A 15,837-nucleotide genomic window follows, 5' to 3' on the forward strand; every position below is an offset into this window, starting at 1 on the left:
CCAGGGGGATCTGGCCTGTCAGGATACAGCCCTTGGCTGCAAGAGTGTCCGTAAAGGTTATCCACAGCCCCTAGGGGACCTCTTTCGCAAGGCCACAACACCTGCCATAATGGGCGCAACCAAAACAAATGAAGAGCAGCTCCCGCCGATGGCAAACGACCTCCTCAGTACTCCCGACGCCGACATCTATGACGCCTCCTCTATCGAGGTGCTGGAGGGGCTGGAACCGGTTCGCCAGCGTCCCGGCATGTATATTGGCGGCACCGATGAAAGGGCGCTGCACCATATGGTGGCCGAAATCCTCGACAACTCGATGGATGAAGCGGTTGCAGGCCATGCCAACCGGATCGAAGTCTCGCTGAATGCCGATTACTCCATTACCGTTTCGGACAATGGGCGCGGTATTCCAATTGATCCGCACCCCAAGTTTCCCGATAAATCCGCGCTAGAGGTGATCCTCTGTACCCTGCATGCAGGGGGCAAATTTTCAGGCAAGGCCTATCAGACCTCGGGGGGGTTGCACGGGGTTGGCTCTTCGGTGGTGAATGCGCTGTCCGATAGTCTGGTGGTGCAGGTTGCCAAGAACAAAGAGCTGTACGAGCAGCGGTTTTCCCGCGGCCTGCCGCTGGGTCCGGTTGAAAAGGTCGGTGCCGCGCCGAACAAGCGGGGCACATTTGTCACATTTCACGCGGATGAACAGATCTTTGGCTCACACCGGTTCAAGCCCAAGCGCCTGTTCACCCTTGTGCGTTCCAAGGCATATCTGTTTTCCGGTGTTGAAATCCGCTGGAAAAGCGCCATCAATGATGGGGAAACCCCGCAAGAGGCCACCTTCCACTTTCCCGGCGGTCTGAAAGACTATCTGACCGAGGTGCTGGGCAAATCCTCCGTCTATGCCGATGCGCCCTTTGCCGGCAAGGTAGAGTTCCGCGAGAAGTTCAACGCGCCCGGCTATGTGGAATGGGCAATCAACTGGACGCCATCCCGCGATGGGTTCACGCAAAGCTATTGTAACACGGTGCCCACCCCCGAAGGCGGCACCCATGTTGCCGGGTTCTGGGCGGCGGTTCTTAAGGGACTCAAAGCCTATGGTGAGCTGGTCGGCAACAAGAAGGCGGCCAGCATCACCCGTGAAGATCTGACGGTGGGGGGCTGCGCGCTGGTCTCTTGCTTTATTGCCGACCCGGCCTTTGTCGGCCAGACCAAGGATCGCCTGTCGACCGAGGTGGCCGCCAAGATGGTGGAAAATTCGGTGCGCGACCATTTTGATAACTGGCTGGCGGCGGATACCAAATCGGCTGGCGCTATCCTTGATTTTCTGGTGCTGCGGGCCGAGGAACGCCTGCGCCGCAAGCAGGAAAAAGAGACCCAGCGCAAGACCGCCACCAAAAAGCTGCGCCTGCCGGGCAAGCTGACCGATTGTACCTCCAAGGATCGTTCGGGCACCGAACTGTTCATCGTCGAGGGTGACTCGGCTGGTGGTTCGGGCAAGGGGGCGCGCAACCGGGTGAACCAGGCTCTGCTGCCGCTGAAGGGCAAGATCCTTAACGTGTTGGGCGCGGCCTCGAATAAGCTGGGCTCTAACGCCGAGATCAATGATCTCTGCGAGGCGCTGGGCGTCGGCATGGGCAGCAAATTTGTGCTGGATGATCTGCGCTATGACAAAATCATCATCATGACGGATGCGGATGTTGACGGTGCCCATATTGCCTCTTTGTTGATGACCTTTTTCTTTACCCAGATGCGGCCCTTGATTGACAGTGGGCATCTTTATCTTGCCTGCCCGCCGTTGTTTCGCCTGACGCAGGGCGCGCGCCGGGTCTACTGCCTGGATGAAGCAGAACGCGACGCCTGGTTGGAAAAGGGCCTGGGGGGCAAGGGCAAGATTGATGTCTCGCGCTTTAAAGGTCTGGGCGAGATGGATGCCAAGGATCTGAAAGAAACCACCATGGACCCGACCACCCGCAAGCTGATCCGCGTCACCATTGACGAGGATGAACCAGGCGAGACAGGCGATCTGGTGGAACGTCTGATGGGCAAAAAGCCTGAACTGCGCTATCAGTACATTCAGGAAAACGCCAAATTCGTCGCAGAACTGGACGTTTAATCCACCCGGTCTGTGGTTTTGCTGTGACTGCCCCCGGTGCTGGGGGCAGCGGCGCTTGCGCTCAAGCGCTCTGCCATAAACCTGAAACACGGGTTTGTGGCAGACACTCTTATCATTGAGAGGTCATGCCGTGCCCCGTCTTTTGCCCGCTTCAGGTTAAAGGCGGGCGGCTTTAGTCGTCAAAACCCAGAAAGCGGGTGGTGTTTTCAACCGGGCGCCTGCGCGAGATCACGGAATTTGCCACAAAATCCTCATCTGGCCAGCCAAGGGCTACGCAGGTCAGAATGATCTGATCCTCGGGAATATTGGCAACCTCGCGCACCACCGGGCTTTGCATGATGCCCTGGCCATTGATCACCGCACCAAGGCCCTTGCTCCAGGCGGCCAGAACCAAGCCATAGGTCAGGGCGCCGGTGTCGAAATGGGCAATTGTATTGTCCAACAGGCTGCGATCAAAGCAGACCACGATTGAAACCGGTGCGTCGAACTGGCGAAAGCCGCGCATGACCCAGTCTTGCCGACGCTCTTTGTCGTGGCGTTCAATCCCCATGGCCTCAAACAGTTGCACGGCGATTTCGATCTGGCGGGCACGATGTTCGCCTTCATAGGCAGCATAGTCTTCGATGTCGCGGCTGGGGGGCGTGCCGTCCAGCATCCGTTCGGTATTGCCGCGGCGCACCTGTTCCAGCGGCTCGCCGGTCAGCACATGCAGATGCCAGGGCTGGGTGTTCATCGAAGAGGGGGCGCGGTTAGCCAGTGCAATGACCTCTTGCAGCAGTTCTTTTGCGACGGGTTGACCGGTAAATCCACGGATAGAGCGGCGCTCTTGCATTGCCTGTTCAAGCTTCATCATTGGCCCCTTTGCACCTAGCTTGCATGATCCCCCGCAACGCCCGTCTATGCTGACGGGGCGGATGCGGCAGCTGGGTGCCTTGACCCTCCAAGGCCGGGGCACCGTTGTCAGGGATCTTAGGTGGCAAATTTCGGGCTTTATAGGGGGTTTTGCGCGCGTGCCGCAGCGGCACTTCGGCCCCGGGTGCGGTCTTCGGGCGATGGCGCTTTGCTATCTGAACTGGATCTCGCTGATGGCGGTGTCGAGGTAGCGGCTGCCCGGATAGACATCCTGCAGGGTCAGGGTGATCCAGGTGACAGGCCCCAGTGCGGGGATATTCAGCCTCTGTATGGCCCCCTGATCCAGCAGCCGGACGCTGCTGTCATAGCCTGTCGAGCTTTGCACGCGCAGGGCGCGCACGCGGCTGTTCTTGGCAAAGACGCTGGGGCTTTTGGTGTAGCCATTGGCCAGCAGGATCGCGTTGATCTGGGTTGGGGCCTGAAAGGCAAAACGTAGGGTCTGACCGATACCATCCCCGCGCTCGCCTTCGATCCAAGCGGTTTCGGGTCGATTGTCCGCCAGATTGCCGCCGACGTAGCTATTGCCGGCCTGCGAGGCCAGCAGCGAGGAGACGCAGAGCTGGACATTGGGCGCTGCGGCGGGACCGAACTTCCGGTCATAGCAGTCGCGAATGCGCATCTGTGGCAGGGGCCAGTGGCGCAGCTTCGGCGTTACCGGCCTGATGGGGGGCTGCTGGGTAGGGGCTGTTGCAACCGCCCCCTGTGAAAGCTGCGACAGGGCCTCCAGCGCCAGAGCCATGTAAACACTATCGGGATAATCCTGATATTCTTTGACAAAGATGCGCCAGGCTGCCGCACTGTTCAGCCGCAGGGCCAGGTCGTATTTGCGTGCCATCTCTTCTTCGTCCAGCGGTTGCACCGGATTGCTCAGCGGCGCAGGCGCGGCGACGATCTGCTGCGGCGTGGTCGGGGCTGAACCGGGCGCGCTGGGGGTTTGGTGAAAATAGAAATCACCGATGATGGAGCTGGTTTCCCAAGGCACTTGCTGGTCATTGGTCGCGGCCAGAACCTGCCGTCGGGCGGTCTTGAAAATGGCCTCAATGGTGCGCCCGCCACCCGATGCAATGGCTGCGCTCAGCGCCTGGGTATAGGGCGAATTCGCCTGGGTACCATCCAGTGCCACATCTCCGGGCGCGGTGGCATAGGCGATCAGGGTGCCCTTGGGCGCATCCACCGGCGCCAAGCCCCGCGCGGCCGAGCGCGCGCTGGTGGCAAAGGGGTTGTTGCGACAGGCATCCAGAATGACGATGTTTATATCGGCGTTGGAGGAGTTCATCACCTGCAAGAAGCTGTTCACATTGATGGCTTCAAAATCGATTTCATCTTCGCTGGCAATGTTGGCATTCACTGGCACCAGATAGTTTTCACCGTGTAGCTGTACCCCGTGGCCCGCATAGTATAGCAACCCGGCCTCGACTGCAGGGCCGCGCAAGGCTCTGCCAAATTGCAGCAAGGCCCGCTTCATGCTGGTCTGATCCGCATCGATCAGGCGGGTGACGGAAAAACCGGCTGCGCGCAGGGTGGCAGCCATGGTTATGGCATCATTGCCGGGATTTGCCAGTGGTGAGGTATGGGCGTAGCTGGCGTTGCCGATCACCAGCGCGATGCGGTCTTTGGCCTGCAGCGGGGCGCAACTGGTGAAAATCACGATGATGAAAACAGCCAAACGCCTGTAGACATGCATCGCCTGACCAATCATTCCCAGCCCAAACATCGCGGTCCTTTCTGTTTGCCCTCTGGCTATTGTCATACTGTGGCAGAGAAGGCGGCGCAGGTCACCATTTTGTCCAAACCGTGCAGTTTGACGCGCTGCGGCGCTTCTTGGATTGACGCGGTGGCGCAGGCAGAACAAGTTTGCACATGTCTGATCGTTTGCACATCACCCGCCTGCCACGCCCCTATGATACCGCCCTTGGCGCTGAAACCCGTGATCTGGTCGCAGGGCTCACGCCAGAGGAGGCCGAGTTGATTGCTGGCACCGCCGGATCCAGCCCCTATCTGCGCCGCCTGATCGAACAGGAAGCCGACTGGATCGGGGGCGCATTGGAGGCACCCAAATCCGCCCTGGCAGAGATCTTTGCCAGTTGTCGCAGTCTCGCCCCGGATCAGCTGAAGCCGAGGCTGCGTCAGGCCAAGCGCCGAGTGGCGCTGTTGACGGCGCTCTGTGATCTATGCGGCGGTTGGAGTCTGGAAGAGGTGACGGGCGCGCTGACCGATTTTGGCGCGCTGAGCGCGGATGTGGCGATCAAGGCGGAAATAGCCGCCCTGATCCGGCGTAAGAAATTGCCGGGGCTAGGCGAGGCAGATATTGAAACCGCAGGCGGGCTGAGCATCCTCGCCATGGGCAAGATGGGCGCGCATGAGTTGAACTACAGTTCTGATATTGATCTCATCTGCCTGTTTGATGAAACCCGGTTTGACCCAGATGCGTTCTTTGAGGCGCGCCAGGGCATGGTGCGGGCGACCCGCAATATGTGCGCCACCCTTAGCGATCGCACCTCTGATGGCTATGTATTCCGCACCGATCTGCGCCTGCGCCCGGATCCGGGCGTTACCCCGGTCTGCCTGGCGATGGAGGCGGCAGAGCGCTATTATGAAAGCCTGGGCCGCACTTGGGAACGCGCCGCCTATATCAAGGCGCGCCCCTGTGCCGGTGATCTGGCGGCGGGCGAGGGCTTTTTGAAAACCCTGCGCCCCTTTGTCTGGCGGCGACACCTGGATTTTGCCGCCATTCAGGATGCGCATGACATGCGTCTGCGTATCCGCGAAAACAAGGGGACCGGCGGCCCGATCACGGTGCCGGGCCATGACATGAAGCTGGGACGGGGCGGTATCCGCGAGATTGAGTTCTTCACCCAGACCCGTCAGCTGATTGCAGGCGGGCGCGACGAAAGCCTGCGTCTGCGCGGCACGGTCGAGGGGCTGCACGCCCTGGCTGCCAGGGGCTGGATCCCTGATGATGTCGCGGGAAGGCTGAGCGATCATTACCGGGCCCATCGCGATGTCGAGCATCGTATCCAGATGGTACATGATGCCCAGACGCATAAAATGCCCAGTGCAGAAGAGGGCATCGCCCGTGTGGCCTGTCTGATGGGGCAGGATCCGGCAGAGTTGCAGCGCGACATTCACCGCCGTCTGGTAGAGGTGCATGAGCTGACCGAAGATTTCTTTGCCCCGGATGCAGCCGCGCAGCCACGCCCCGAGCTGCCCGTCGAGATGGACGAAAGCATCACTACGCGCTGGCGCACCTATCCGGCGCTGCGCTCGCAGCGGGGGGCGCAGATCTTTGAGCGGCTGAAACCGGATCTACTGGCCCGGCTGTCGCGCACGGCAAAACCAGCAGAATCGCTGCTGGCGCTGGATGGGTTTCTGGCCGGGCTCCCGGCTGGGGTGCAGTTGTTTTCTCTGTTTGAGGCAAACCCGCAACTGCTGGATCTATTGGTTGATATCGTCGGTACATCGCCCGCGCTGGCCGGGTTTCTGTCACGAAACTCTGGGGTGTTTGATGCGGTGATTGGTGGCTCTTTCTTCGAAGACTGGCCGGGTGGCGCTGTGCTTAGCCAGGAAATGGAGGCGATTCTCGATCTGGAAGAGGACTATGAAGCTCAGCTGGACGGTGCCCGACGCTGGTGCAAGGAATGGCACTTCCGCATCGGGGTGCATCACCTGCGGGGCTTGATTGATGGGGCAACTGCGGGGGCGCAGTATGGCGAATTGGCCGAAGCGGTGATCAAGGCGCTTTTGCCACGGGTGATCCGCCAGTTTACTGTCAAGCACGGCCCCCCGCCGGGCAGTGGCCCGGTGGTGGTTGCCATGGGTTCTTTGGGGGCGGGGCAGATCAACGCGCAGTCGGATCTTGATATCATCGTTATTTACGACCCCGAGGAGGTGGAGATGTCCGAGGGGCGCAAGCCGCTTGGCACGCGCGCCTATTACGCGCGCTTGACCCAGGCGTTGATCACCGGGCTGTCGGCCCCGATGTCGCAGGGGCGGCTCTATGAGGTCGACATGCGGCTGCGCCCCTCGGGGAACATGGGGCCGGTGGCGACCAGCTGGTCCAGCTATAGCCACTATCAGCAGTCAGAGGCCTGGGTCTGGGAGCACCTGGCCCTGACGCGGGCACGGGGCATCGCCGGAGACCCCGCCTTGCAACAACGCTTTGAAACCTTCCGGCGCGGCTTGCTGGCGCAGGAGCGCGAGGTGCCGACCGTATTGGCCGAGGTCACAGCCATGCGCCAGCGTCTGGCCGCCGCAAAACGCCCCTCTGGGGTTTGGGATGCCAAAACCGGGGCGGGGCGGATGATGGATATCGAATTGCTGTCGCAAGCCGGGGCCTTGCTGGCGGGGCGGGGCAGCCTGGATCCGGTCTCCGGTGGCGAGGTGGCCCCGAGCCGTGATGTCGCAGGTGGGTTGCAGCAGGCGGTCGCTCGTCGCTGGCTGAATGCCGCAGATGCGCTGCGGTTGCGCCAGTCTTATGATCTATACTGGTCGGTACAGACTGCCGCGCGACTAATTTCACAAAGCCCCTTGTCACAGGAAAACCTGGGCGAGGGCGGTGCGCAGTTTCTGCACAGCAGTGCAGGCTTTGACAGTCTGGAAGATCTGGAAGCGGCGCTGGAGGCGGCGTATAGGGGCTGTGACGCAACTATTGCGCGGACCTTGCAGGAGGGAGTGGACCATGCAGAGCCTGACAGGACTGGACAATAAGCAGTTGATCCGCGAGGCCTACCGGATCGAAGGCATCACCGAGAGCCAATGCCGCAGTATTTTTCTCGACTGGGCGCTGAGCCTGCCCAGCGGGCTGGATCACCGCAGTGCCATCACCCAGATCTTGGATCATTATAGTGCGGCCCCGGCGGATCATCCGATGACGCAGGTGCTGCGTCAGGGGCTGACCGACATGGGTGAACCACGCCGCCGGGGCGGCTGGCGCACCCGTCCGCGCGACTGATCTGACAGAGGCCAGAATATCTTTTCCTGCGTGGCAGAGCCTATGCCGGGCGGGACCTGACAGGTCCAGATTTCGTCAAATTGAGCTAAAATTGCCATTATTCCGCCCGGATTGCCCCGCAGTCTGATGCTGAACCCGTATCACCGAAACCTCTTGGTGATTGGCAAGGAGCAACAGATGAAGACCCTGCGCGTTTGTATCTCTCTGGCACTGGGCTTTTGGCTCTCGGCTTGTTCTGGCGCAGAAATCCCAAGTCGCAACGCAAGCTATGACACGCCGCTGGATGGCTATGTCCAGAAGGGCACCGATCTGGATGAGATCGACATCCTAGCGTTGGGTGTGAACCCGCAGTCGATTATACAGACCATCGGGATGAATGTCCTGGGGCCGCAGAGCGCTGACGACGGCGCGCAGTAGACCGGTCTTTCGCTCTGCAAAAAAAACAGCCGCGTTCTGCCACCGATCTGGCGGTTGTGGCGGCAGGCTGTCACGCCGGTTGCCCCCTTGCCACGATGGCGATAAGAGAGGGCATGACAGCCTCATCCTCGGCGCCAGAGCGCCCCCGCGTAAAACTCCTGCCCAAAGCCAATGCCCGTGCCCTGCGCCATGGCTTTCCCTGGGTCTATGCCAACGAACTGGTCACCGACCGGCGCACGCGTAAACTCGCGCCCGGCAGCCTGGCCGTGTTGCTGGACGAAGCCCAGACGCCGATGGGTACGGTGGCGGTGAACCCGACCAGCAAGATCATCTGCCGGATGCTGGACCGCGACCCGGATGCGGTGATTGATCAGGCCTGGTTCCAGGCACGAATTTCTCAGGCGCTTTCCCTGCGAGAACGCCTTTATGATGCGCCATACTACCGGCTGATCCACGCCGAAGCCGATGGGCTGCCAGGAGTGGTGATCGACCGCTTTGGCGACGCCTGTGTCGTGCAGCCCAACGCCGCCTGGGCCGAGGCTCATCTGGAGGCGCTGACCGCCGCCCTGGCCGAGGTCACAGGCTGCACTGTGATCCTCAAGAATGCCTCTGGGCGGACCCGTGGTCTGGAGGGGCTCGATGATGAGAGCCTGACTCTGCTGGGCGAGACCCCGACGGGGCCAATGCCGGTGCAGATGAACGGGGCCACCTATATGGCGGATCTGACCGGCGGGCAAAAGACCGGGCTGTTTTATGACCAGCGCGACAACCACGCCTTTGCCGCCCGTCTGGTGCCGCAGGGGAGCGATGTGCTGGATGTGTTTTCCCATGTCGGCGGCTTTGGTCTGGCGATGCGGGCTGCGGGGGCGGGAACGGTCACCTGTGTTGATGGCTCTGCGGCGGCGCTGGACCTGGCGGCGCAGGGGGCGGCTGCGGCGGGCTTTGGTGACAGTTTCACTGCGCGCCAAGGCGATGCCTTTGATCAGCTTGCCGCCCTGGCCGAAGAAGGCCGACTGTTTGATGTGGTGATCTGTGATCCCCCGGCGTTTGCCCCGTCGAAACAGGCGCTGGAGGCGGGTTTGCGCGCCTATGAGCGGATCGCCAAGCTGGCGGCGCCGCTGGTGGCACCTGGTGGCTATCTGGGGCTGTGTTCCTGTTCGCATGCGGCGGATCTGTCGCGGTTCCGCAATGCCTCTGCGCGCGGGATCGGCCGCGCGGGGCGGCGCGGGCAGCTGATTCACACCGGCTATGCCGGGGCCGATCATCCGCAATTGCCGCAACTGGCGGAAAGCGGCTATCTCAAGTCTGTTTTCTTCCGCCTGGACTGATCCGGCACCATGAAGCTGCTACTGGACACCTGCGTGCTCTACCCCACCGTGATGCGCGAAATGCTGATCGGCGCGGCGCGGCTGGGGGCGTTTACGCCCCTATGGTCGACCCGCATTCTGGAAGAGTGGCGCCGTGCAGCGCTGAAACTTGGCCCGGAAGGCGCGGCCCAGGCAGAGGCGGAGGTGGCGCTGATACGCGCGGCCTGGCCGCAGGCGGTGGTGCCTCCTGCGCCGGGGCTAGAGGCACGGCTCTGGCTTCCGGACTCCGCAGATGTACATGTGCTGGCCGCCGCGATTGCGGGCCATGCCGATGCTATTGTCACGCTGAACAACAAGGATTTCCCCCGCCATACCCTGGCGGAAGAAGGGCTGGAGCGGTTGGGGCCGGATCAGCTGCTCTATGATCTTTGGCTTAAGGACAACGCCGGAATGGAGGCGCTGGGGGCGCGGGTTCTGGCCGAGGCCAACCGCCTGTCTGGCGGCGGCTGGGAGATCAGGCCTTTGCTGAAAAAGGCGCGGTTGCCGCGTCTGGCCAAGGCCCTGGCCTCGGCTTAGAGCTAGAGCGTTCCCAGCACCTCTGCCGCAATTTCAAAAGAGCGCAACCGGGCACCATGGTCGTGGATCTGGCCGGTGATGATCACCTCGTCCGGCGCATAGCGCGCAACGATCTGCGACAGCTCTTGCCGGACGCTTTCGGGGCTGCCGGTGGCAGAGATGGTAAGCGCCTCATTCACACCCGCCAGCACCGGGGGCGACAGGTGGTCGGCAATATCATCTACTGGGCGCGGTAGTTTGCCGGGCTGTCCCAGGCGCAAACGGGCAAAGGCCTGCTGCATGGTGGTCCGCAACCGGATGCCTTCGGCGTCGGTCTCGGCGGCAAAGACATTTGCCGCGATCATTGCATGGGGTTTGTCCAGATAGGCCGAGGGGCGGAAATCGCGGCGATAGATTGCCAGCGCATCCCCAAGCGCCTGCGGTGCAAAATGCGAGGCAAAGGCATAGGGAAGTCCAAGCTGCGCCGCCAGTTGCGCTCCATAGAGGCTGGAGCCAAGGATCCAGACCGGCACATTGCTGCCTTGCCCAGGAAAGGCGCGCACCTTGGCGGCAGGATCTAGCGGACCAAGAAACCCTATAAGATCAACCACATCCTGCGGGAAACTGTCCCCTAGTGCAGCGCCGCTGGCCATGCCGCGACGCAGGGCGCGGGCGGTCTGCATATCGGTGCCGGGGGCGCGGCCCAGCCCCAGATCAATCCGGTCGCCGTGTAGGGCTGCTAGGGTGCCAAAGGCTTCTGCCACCATATAGGGTGCGTGGTTGGGCAGCATGATGCCCCCGGCGCCAACGCGGATGGTTTTGGTCTGGCTGGCAATATGGCCGATCAAAACGGCGGTGGCGGCGCTGGCGATGCCGGGCATGTTGTGATGCTCTGCCATCCAGTAGCGGTGATAGCCCCATCCTTCAGCCTGCTGCGCCAGATCGGTGCTATTGGCAAGGGACTGCTGGATTTCGCTGCCCTCGGGTACCGGGGCAAGATCAAGAAGAGAGTAGCGCATGAGGGGGTCCAATTCAGCGTCCAGGGATCAATAGGCTTCCAGTTACAGGAGTGTCTGATCTGGGATGCCTGATGCGCAATGACAAGGGGGCAAGAGAAGAATGACGTGGTGTTAGATCCGGGCCGCCCCTAGGGAGCTGGCGCGCAGGCGCTGAGCAGGGCGGAAGGGGCGCACCGGAGGGCAGATGTCATTAGTGCTTGTTCCAGCCTGCCTCCAACCGTTCCAGCGCTGCGATGCGCTCTTCTGTTTTGGGGTGTGACATCAGCCAGGCCGGAGCCATGCCAGCCCGTGATTCGGTCAGGGCCTCAAGTTTGACAAAGAGGCTCTTTTGCGGCTCTAGCCCGATGCCAGCCTTGGCCAGAAGTGCGGCGGCATATTCATCGGCCTCATATTCGTCACCGCGCGACAGCCGCGCCGCAAGCAGGTTGGCCAGCAACCCGGCGATCCAGGGGCCAACAAAGGGGATGTAGCGCCCAAGGATCATCATCAATGCGGTGCGAAGGGCGTTTTGACCCGAGAAATCAATGATACGTTTCTTGGCATGTCCCAGCGCCACATGGCCCATTTCATGCGCGATGACCGAGGCAAGCTCGGCCTCGGTGACCTCGCCGCTTTGGTATTTGCGGTAGAATCCACGGGTGATGAAGATCCGCCCATCCGGTGCTGCCAGCCCGTTGACGGGATCAACCTCGTAGATGAACACGGGGATGCGATCAATCTCGAGCGCGGCGGCCATGCGATCGGTCAGGCGGCGCAGCTTGGTATCGGCCAGCTCAGTTGAACGCGCGTCCAACTCGCGGTGGGTGCGCCAGATAGAAATCCGGTACATGACAAGGCCATAGATCACGGCCAGCAGGATGGGGGTAAAACGCAACATAGTCCAGATATGGGCAGAAAATGCGCGCAGGACAAGAGAGCTGCGGCATCCTGTGCGGTTCGGTCGCCGCGAAAATTACCCTGGATCTTGGCGGTTTGGCCGATACTGGGCGGGCAATGGCGCGCGGGATGCGGGGAATGGCACCGATTGCGCAGCCTCGCCGGGGTTTTCACGGTTGCAGAGTAGCCTTGGGTAGGGAAGGGTAGGCTCAGGGATAATCCAAAACCAAGAGGGTGCCGGTGTCTGATCCAGATGATATCAATGGCCGTTTGCATGGCGAACAGTTCGAACCGGAGGAGCAGGAAGGCCTGTTGACCCGGTTGCTTTATATGATCCTGATCGCAGTGATGATTTCGGTGGCCCAGACGGTGCTGGCCACTGCGACGGTGCTGCAGTTCATTGTCCTCGCCGTCACCAAAGAGCCAAACGAGCGGCTGGCCGATTTTGGTACGGATCTGGGAATCTGGATCGCCAAGGCGGCGCGCTATCAGATGGTGGCGAGCAATGTGAAGCCCTGGCCCTGGACTGATTTGGACTGACTGATCTGGACTGACTGATCCGGACCGATTGATCCGGACGGGCGGCCCAATTGGCCGCAGCGCCCTGTTGGGGCGGTGGGTGCAGGTCGGCAGAATTGGAGGGGGGCTGGCCTATTTGGTCAGTTCGCGCATGCCGCGTTCCAGCCCATCCAGCGTCATGGGCACCATGCGATCCTCGAATATCTCGCGGACCATGCTAATAGAATGGGTGTAATCCCAGTGCTGCTGCGCTACGGGGTTGATCCAGAGATGCGATTTCCACTGGTCGCGCGCCCGTTCCAGCCAGACCTGACCGGCCTCTTGATTCCAATGCTCATTGGCCCCGCCGGGATACGCGATTTCATAGGGCGACATCGAGGCATCGCCGACAAAGATACATTTGTAGTCGGGGCCATAGGTGCGCAGCACCTCATGGGTGGGCATCTGCGCGTCCCAACGGCGGCGGTTATCGCGCCAGACGCCCTCGTATAGGCAGTTGTGAAAGTAGAAATATTCCAGATGCTTGAATTCGGTGCGGGCGGCTGAAAACAGCTCTTCCACCACCTTGATATGCGGATCCATAGAGCCGCCAACATCAAGAAACAACAAGACTTTTACGGCATTGTGGCGTTCGGGGCGGGTTTTGACATCCAGGTAGCCATGTTCCGCGGTAGAGCGAATGGTATTGTCCAGATCCAGCTCTTCATGCGCCCCTTCGCGCACCCAGCGGCGCAGTCGTTTCAGCGCCACCTTGATGTTGCGGGTGCCCAGTTCAACATCGCCGTCCAGGTTCTTGAATTCGCGTTTGTCCCAGACCTTTACCGCACGGCGATGACGGCTTTCCTTTTGGCCGATACGCACCCCTTCAGGATTGTAGCCATAGGCACCAAACGGCGAGGTCCCAGCCGTGCCAACCCATTTGCTGCCGCCCTGATGGCGCCCCTTTTGCTCTTCCAGTCGCTGTTTCAGGGTCTCCATCAGCTTGTCAAAGCCGCCCATGGCCTCGATCTCGGCCTTTTCTTCAGGCGTCATGTGCTTTTCGGCCATCTTGCGCAGCCAGTCTTCGGGGATGTCCACGGCCTCCATCACGGCAGAATTCGGGATCGATTCCAACCCTTTGAAAGTGGTGGAAAAGGCGCGGTCGAACTTGTCGATATTGCGCTCATCCTTGACCATGGCGGTGCGGGCCAGAAAATAGAAGGCTTCGATGTCGTAGGTCACCAGCCCCTTTTTCATCCCCTCCAGAAAGGTAAGGTATTCGCGCAGAGAGACCGGGACCGCAGCCTGGCGCAGGTTTTCGAAAAAGGGCTGAAACATCTGGGGTCTCCGGCGTTTGGTTAGGCCAGCACGCGATGGATCACGATGGTGGCAATGACCCCGACAATACCAAAGGCGATGGCATAGGCAGCGCCATATTGCAGCATATCGGCTGTATTGCCGCCACGTTTCCGGGCGTTATAGACCCCCAAGAGGATCCCCAGCAGCACTGCACCAATTACGATCATGTCTTCTCCGCCTGTTTCTGCCGCCAAGGGCGCGCCGATGTCTGTTGCCTGTATCAGTTGTCCGAGGGGCGCAGCTCCGCGACTTCGCGGATCTTGGACTGCACTGCCCAATCCGGGCCAAAGCCGTAGCGCGCCCATCCAAGGCTGTCCAGTCTGACCGTGTTGGCAGTGGCAAATTGGCCCAGCAAATCTAGGGCTTCGGCCTTGATCAGCATGGCGGTGGCCAAGAGGGCGGCATTTTCCGAGCGGCTGGCAACCGCCAGCGTCGGGGTGATCTGTGCCAGGGCTGCAGCGCCATCGCCGCGGGCAATCTGATAGGCGGCCATGCGCGGATTGATAATGGCCCGATGCAGCGCGCTACCGCGCCGCGAGCCTAGCATAGTCAGCGCGGTCTGAAAATGGCGCTGCGCCAGGTCTGGTTCATCGGCCTGGATCATCCGCCCCAAGACATAGTGGCTATAGGCGCGGCGGTGATCGGACCAGCCTGCATTGCGCGCCAGGATGACCGCCTGATTGGCGGCCCGTTTGCGCATGCCAATGCTGCTGCCAGGTCCCAACGCCGTTTCAATCGCGGCGATCCAGCTGCGCGGTGTCGCGGGCAGGGGGCGGGCGGCGATCGCTTCTCCAGTGGGGTTCAGCCGGGCCAAGATCTGGGGCAATTGTGCCGCCACTTCGCTGCGGCTCATGCCGGTGCGCAGTTCAGGGGCATAGCTGGCGCGCAGCACCAGCATGTCAAACCCAGTGAGCACCGTATGCACGTTGTCGTCATTAAAGACAGAGTCGGACAGGCGGTAAAGATCGTTCAACGGACCTACAGCCTGGGCCAGCTCTTCATGCAGGCAGTCGCGGGCTTCCTGCGGGCTGACGTCTATCGGCACAAAGACGGCAAGTCGTTCGCGGCTGCGCAGGCGGGACCAATCGGTTTGCGGGCTGCGCCGCTTGCGCCGCAGTTCCGCCAGAGAGCCGACATTGGGCACCACAAAACAGGCGGCCTTGGGCAGGGCGCGCTGGATGTCCCGGCTGGAAACCGCCTGCACGGTGATCTCTGCCGGTCCGGTGGTGACGCGCTGGATGCGGATCCCGGCCTCCTGGCGCAGGCGGGCCAACAGCCGGTCGAGATCTTTCAGGAATATCTGGCTTGGGGTGCCGGTCACGTGCACCCGAACGGGGCGTTCAAAACGGGTGAAGACGGGCAGCACAGTGCCGCCTTCCAGCTGAAAATGGAGATCCAGAAAATCACGCGCGATATCGCGATTGGACCGCTGCGGCGGCTGCGGGCGAGAGGATGTAAAGGCCTTGGCCGGGGGGAGGCTACTGGCGCTCTGCGCTGACCGGCTGGCAGGTTTTGCGCCACTTTGCATCTGACCCGCAGGTAGGCCGCAGGCAGCGACCAGGGTGCAGAGCGCCAAAACTGTGGCGCTGCGGCGCAGGCCAACTGCCCAATGTTTGAGGCCTGTTCTGCACAGCATTCCGCAAGTCCGCGAGTCGGGCGACAAGATCAGGGTGGTCGGTTGAGATGTCGCGATCACCGCAGGGGCTCCACTCAAGGGGTAAATGCTTCAGAAACGGCGAGCAAGGCCCCGGACAGACAAGCTCTTTTCCAATTGTTAGGGCAAGAGGCGCAAGATTTGAAGAGGCGAAGCGCGAACCGCTGTCACCCGCGTAAAAC

At 61.3% G+C, this 15,837-nt stretch carries 14 protein-coding genes; 7 read left to right on the forward strand and 7 right to left on the reverse strand.

The window, feature by feature from the left end:
- Window positions 1–148 precede the first annotated feature (148 nt).
- Entirely contained in the window at window positions 149–2,107 is a 1,959-nt protein-coding gene (parE, locus tag LRK71_RS02325) for a DNA topoisomerase IV subunit B (protein WP_232400795.1), read from the forward strand.
- 172 nt (window positions 2,108–2,279) lie between these two features.
- Here parE and LRK71_RS02330 read toward each other — a convergent pair whose 3' ends face one another.
- Window positions 2,280–2,957 (reverse strand): nitroreductase, encoded by a 678-nt coding sequence (locus tag LRK71_RS02330; RefSeq protein WP_232400796.1) that lies wholly within the window; start codon window positions 2,955–2,957, stop codon window positions 2,280–2,282.
- 213 nt (window positions 2,958–3,170) lie between these two features.
- The gene (locus LRK71_RS02335) at window positions 3,171–4,733 is read right to left on the reverse strand and encodes a caspase family protein (protein ID WP_232400797.1); all 1,563 of its coding nucleotides are present in this window, start codon (window positions 4,731–4,733) and stop codon (window positions 3,171–3,173) included.
- A 146-nt stretch (window positions 4,734–4,879) separates the two neighbouring features.
- Between LRK71_RS02335 and LRK71_RS02340 the strand changes: the two genes are divergently transcribed.
- The 5 genes from LRK71_RS02340 to LRK71_RS02360 all read left to right on the forward strand — a co-directional run bounded on the left by LRK71_RS02340 (window position 4,880) and on the right by LRK71_RS02360 (window position 10,270).
- Window positions 4,880–7,726, forward strand: coding sequence for a [protein-PII] uridylyltransferase family protein (locus tag LRK71_RS02340; RefSeq protein WP_232400798.1), 2,847 nt, complete (start codon window positions 4,880–4,882; stop codon window positions 7,724–7,726).
- On the forward strand, window positions 7,698–7,970 hold the full coding sequence (locus LRK71_RS02345; RefSeq protein ID WP_232400799.1) for a hypothetical protein: 273 nt from the start codon (window positions 7,698–7,700) through the stop codon (window positions 7,968–7,970). Before LRK71_RS02340 ends, LRK71_RS02345 begins: the two co-directional genes overlap by 29 nt.
- Window positions 7,971–8,147: 177 nt before the next feature.
- On the forward strand, window positions 8,148–8,387 hold the full coding sequence (locus LRK71_RS02350; protein WP_232400800.1) for a hypothetical protein: 240 nt from the start codon (window positions 8,148–8,150) through the stop codon (window positions 8,385–8,387).
- 113 nt (window positions 8,388–8,500) lie between these two features.
- Window positions 8,501–9,715 carry an RSP_2647 family RNA methyltransferase gene (locus tag LRK71_RS02355; protein ID WP_232400801.1) on the forward strand — a complete coding sequence of 405 codons (1,215 nt, stop codon included), beginning with the start codon at window positions 8,501–8,503 and terminating at the stop codon, window positions 9,713–9,715.
- 9 nt (window positions 9,716–9,724) lie between these two features.
- Window positions 9,725–10,270: an RSP_2648 family PIN domain-containing protein gene (locus LRK71_RS02360; RefSeq protein ID WP_232400802.1), complete on the forward strand. Its 546-nt coding sequence runs from the start codon at window positions 9,725–9,727 to the stop codon at window positions 10,268–10,270.
- A gap of 2 nt (window positions 10,271–10,272) precedes the next feature.
- Here the strand turns inward: LRK71_RS02360 and LRK71_RS02365 are convergent, their stop codons facing one another.
- Window positions 10,273–11,268 carry an LLM class flavin-dependent oxidoreductase gene (locus LRK71_RS02365; protein WP_232400804.1) on the reverse strand — a complete coding sequence of 332 codons (996 nt, stop codon included), beginning with the start codon at window positions 11,266–11,268 and terminating at the stop codon, window positions 10,273–10,275.
- Window positions 11,269–11,458: 190 nt separating this feature from the next.
- Entirely contained in the window at window positions 11,459–12,145 is a 687-nt protein-coding gene (locus LRK71_RS02370) for a M48 family metallopeptidase (RefSeq protein ID WP_232400805.1), read from the reverse strand.
- Window positions 12,146–12,384: 239 nt separating this feature from the next.
- Between LRK71_RS02370 and LRK71_RS02375 the strand changes: the two genes are divergently transcribed.
- Complete coding sequence (locus tag LRK71_RS02375; RefSeq protein WP_232400806.1) at window positions 12,385–12,684, forward strand: DUF4389 domain-containing protein; 300 nt, start codon at window positions 12,385–12,387, stop codon at window positions 12,682–12,684.
- A gap of 111 nt (window positions 12,685–12,795) precedes the next feature.
- Here LRK71_RS02375 and LRK71_RS02380 read toward each other — a convergent pair whose 3' ends face one another.
- From LRK71_RS02380 to LRK71_RS02390, 3 genes are read right to left on the reverse strand one after another with little or no spacing between them, the layout of a single operon-like run.
- Entirely contained in the window at window positions 12,796–13,980 is a 1,185-nt protein-coding gene (locus LRK71_RS02380) for a vWA domain-containing protein (protein WP_232400807.1), read from the reverse strand.
- Between the two features lie 20 nt (window positions 13,981–14,000).
- Window positions 14,001–14,168: a hypothetical protein gene (locus tag LRK71_RS02385; protein ID WP_232400808.1), complete on the reverse strand. Its 168-nt coding sequence runs from the start codon at window positions 14,166–14,168 to the stop codon at window positions 14,001–14,003.
- A gap of 53 nt (window positions 14,169–14,221) precedes the next feature.
- Window positions 14,222–15,637, reverse strand: coding sequence for a DUF2927 domain-containing protein (locus tag LRK71_RS02390; protein ID WP_232400809.1), 1,416 nt, complete (start codon window positions 15,635–15,637; stop codon window positions 14,222–14,224).
- Window positions 15,638–15,837: the final 200 nt, after the last annotated feature.

This window comes from Pseudophaeobacter flagellatus (genome assembly GCF_021228235.1).
In the GTDB taxonomy this organism is placed as follows: Bacteria; Pseudomonadota; Alphaproteobacteria; order Rhodobacterales; family Rhodobacteraceae; genus Pseudophaeobacter; species Pseudophaeobacter flagellatus.

Coding starts and splice junctions, on each gene's coding strand:
- parE (WP_232400795.1), top strand. CDS start 149: ATGGCAAACGACCTCCTCAGTACTCCCGACGCCGACATCTATGACGCC.
- LRK71_RS02330 (WP_232400796.1), bottom strand. CDS start 2,957: ATGAAGCTTGAACAGGCAATGCAAGAGCGCCGCTCTATCCGTGGATTT.
- LRK71_RS02335 (WP_232400797.1), bottom strand. CDS start 4,733: ATGTTTGGGCTGGGAATGATTGGTCAGGCGATGCATGTCTACAGGCGT.
- LRK71_RS02340 (WP_232400798.1), top strand. CDS start 4,880: ATGTCTGATCGTTTGCACATCACCCGCCTGCCACGCCCCTATGATACC.
- LRK71_RS02345 (WP_232400799.1), top strand. CDS start 7,698: ATGCAGAGCCTGACAGGACTGGACAATAAGCAGTTGATCCGCGAGGCC.
- LRK71_RS02350 (WP_232400800.1), top strand. CDS start 8,148: ATGAAGACCCTGCGCGTTTGTATCTCTCTGGCACTGGGCTTTTGGCTC.
- LRK71_RS02355 (WP_232400801.1), top strand. CDS start 8,501: ATGACAGCCTCATCCTCGGCGCCAGAGCGCCCCCGCGTAAAACTCCTG.
- LRK71_RS02360 (WP_232400802.1), top strand. CDS start 9,725: ATGAAGCTGCTACTGGACACCTGCGTGCTCTACCCCACCGTGATGCGC.
- LRK71_RS02365 (WP_232400804.1), bottom strand. CDS start 11,268: ATGCGCTACTCTCTTCTTGATCTTGCCCCGGTACCCGAGGGCAGCGAA.
- LRK71_RS02370 (WP_232400805.1), bottom strand. CDS start 12,145: ATGTTGCGTTTTACCCCCATCCTGCTGGCCGTGATCTATGGCCTTGTC.
- LRK71_RS02380 (WP_232400807.1), bottom strand. CDS start 13,980: ATGTTTCAGCCCTTTTTCGAAAACCTGCGCCAGGCTGCGGTCCCGGTC.
- LRK71_RS02385 (WP_232400808.1), bottom strand. CDS start 14,168: ATGATCGTAATTGGTGCAGTGCTGCTGGGGATCCTCTTGGGGGTCTAT.
- LRK71_RS02390 (WP_232400809.1), bottom strand. CDS start 15,637: ATGCTGTGCAGAACAGGCCTCAAACATTGGGCAGTTGGCCTGCGCCGC.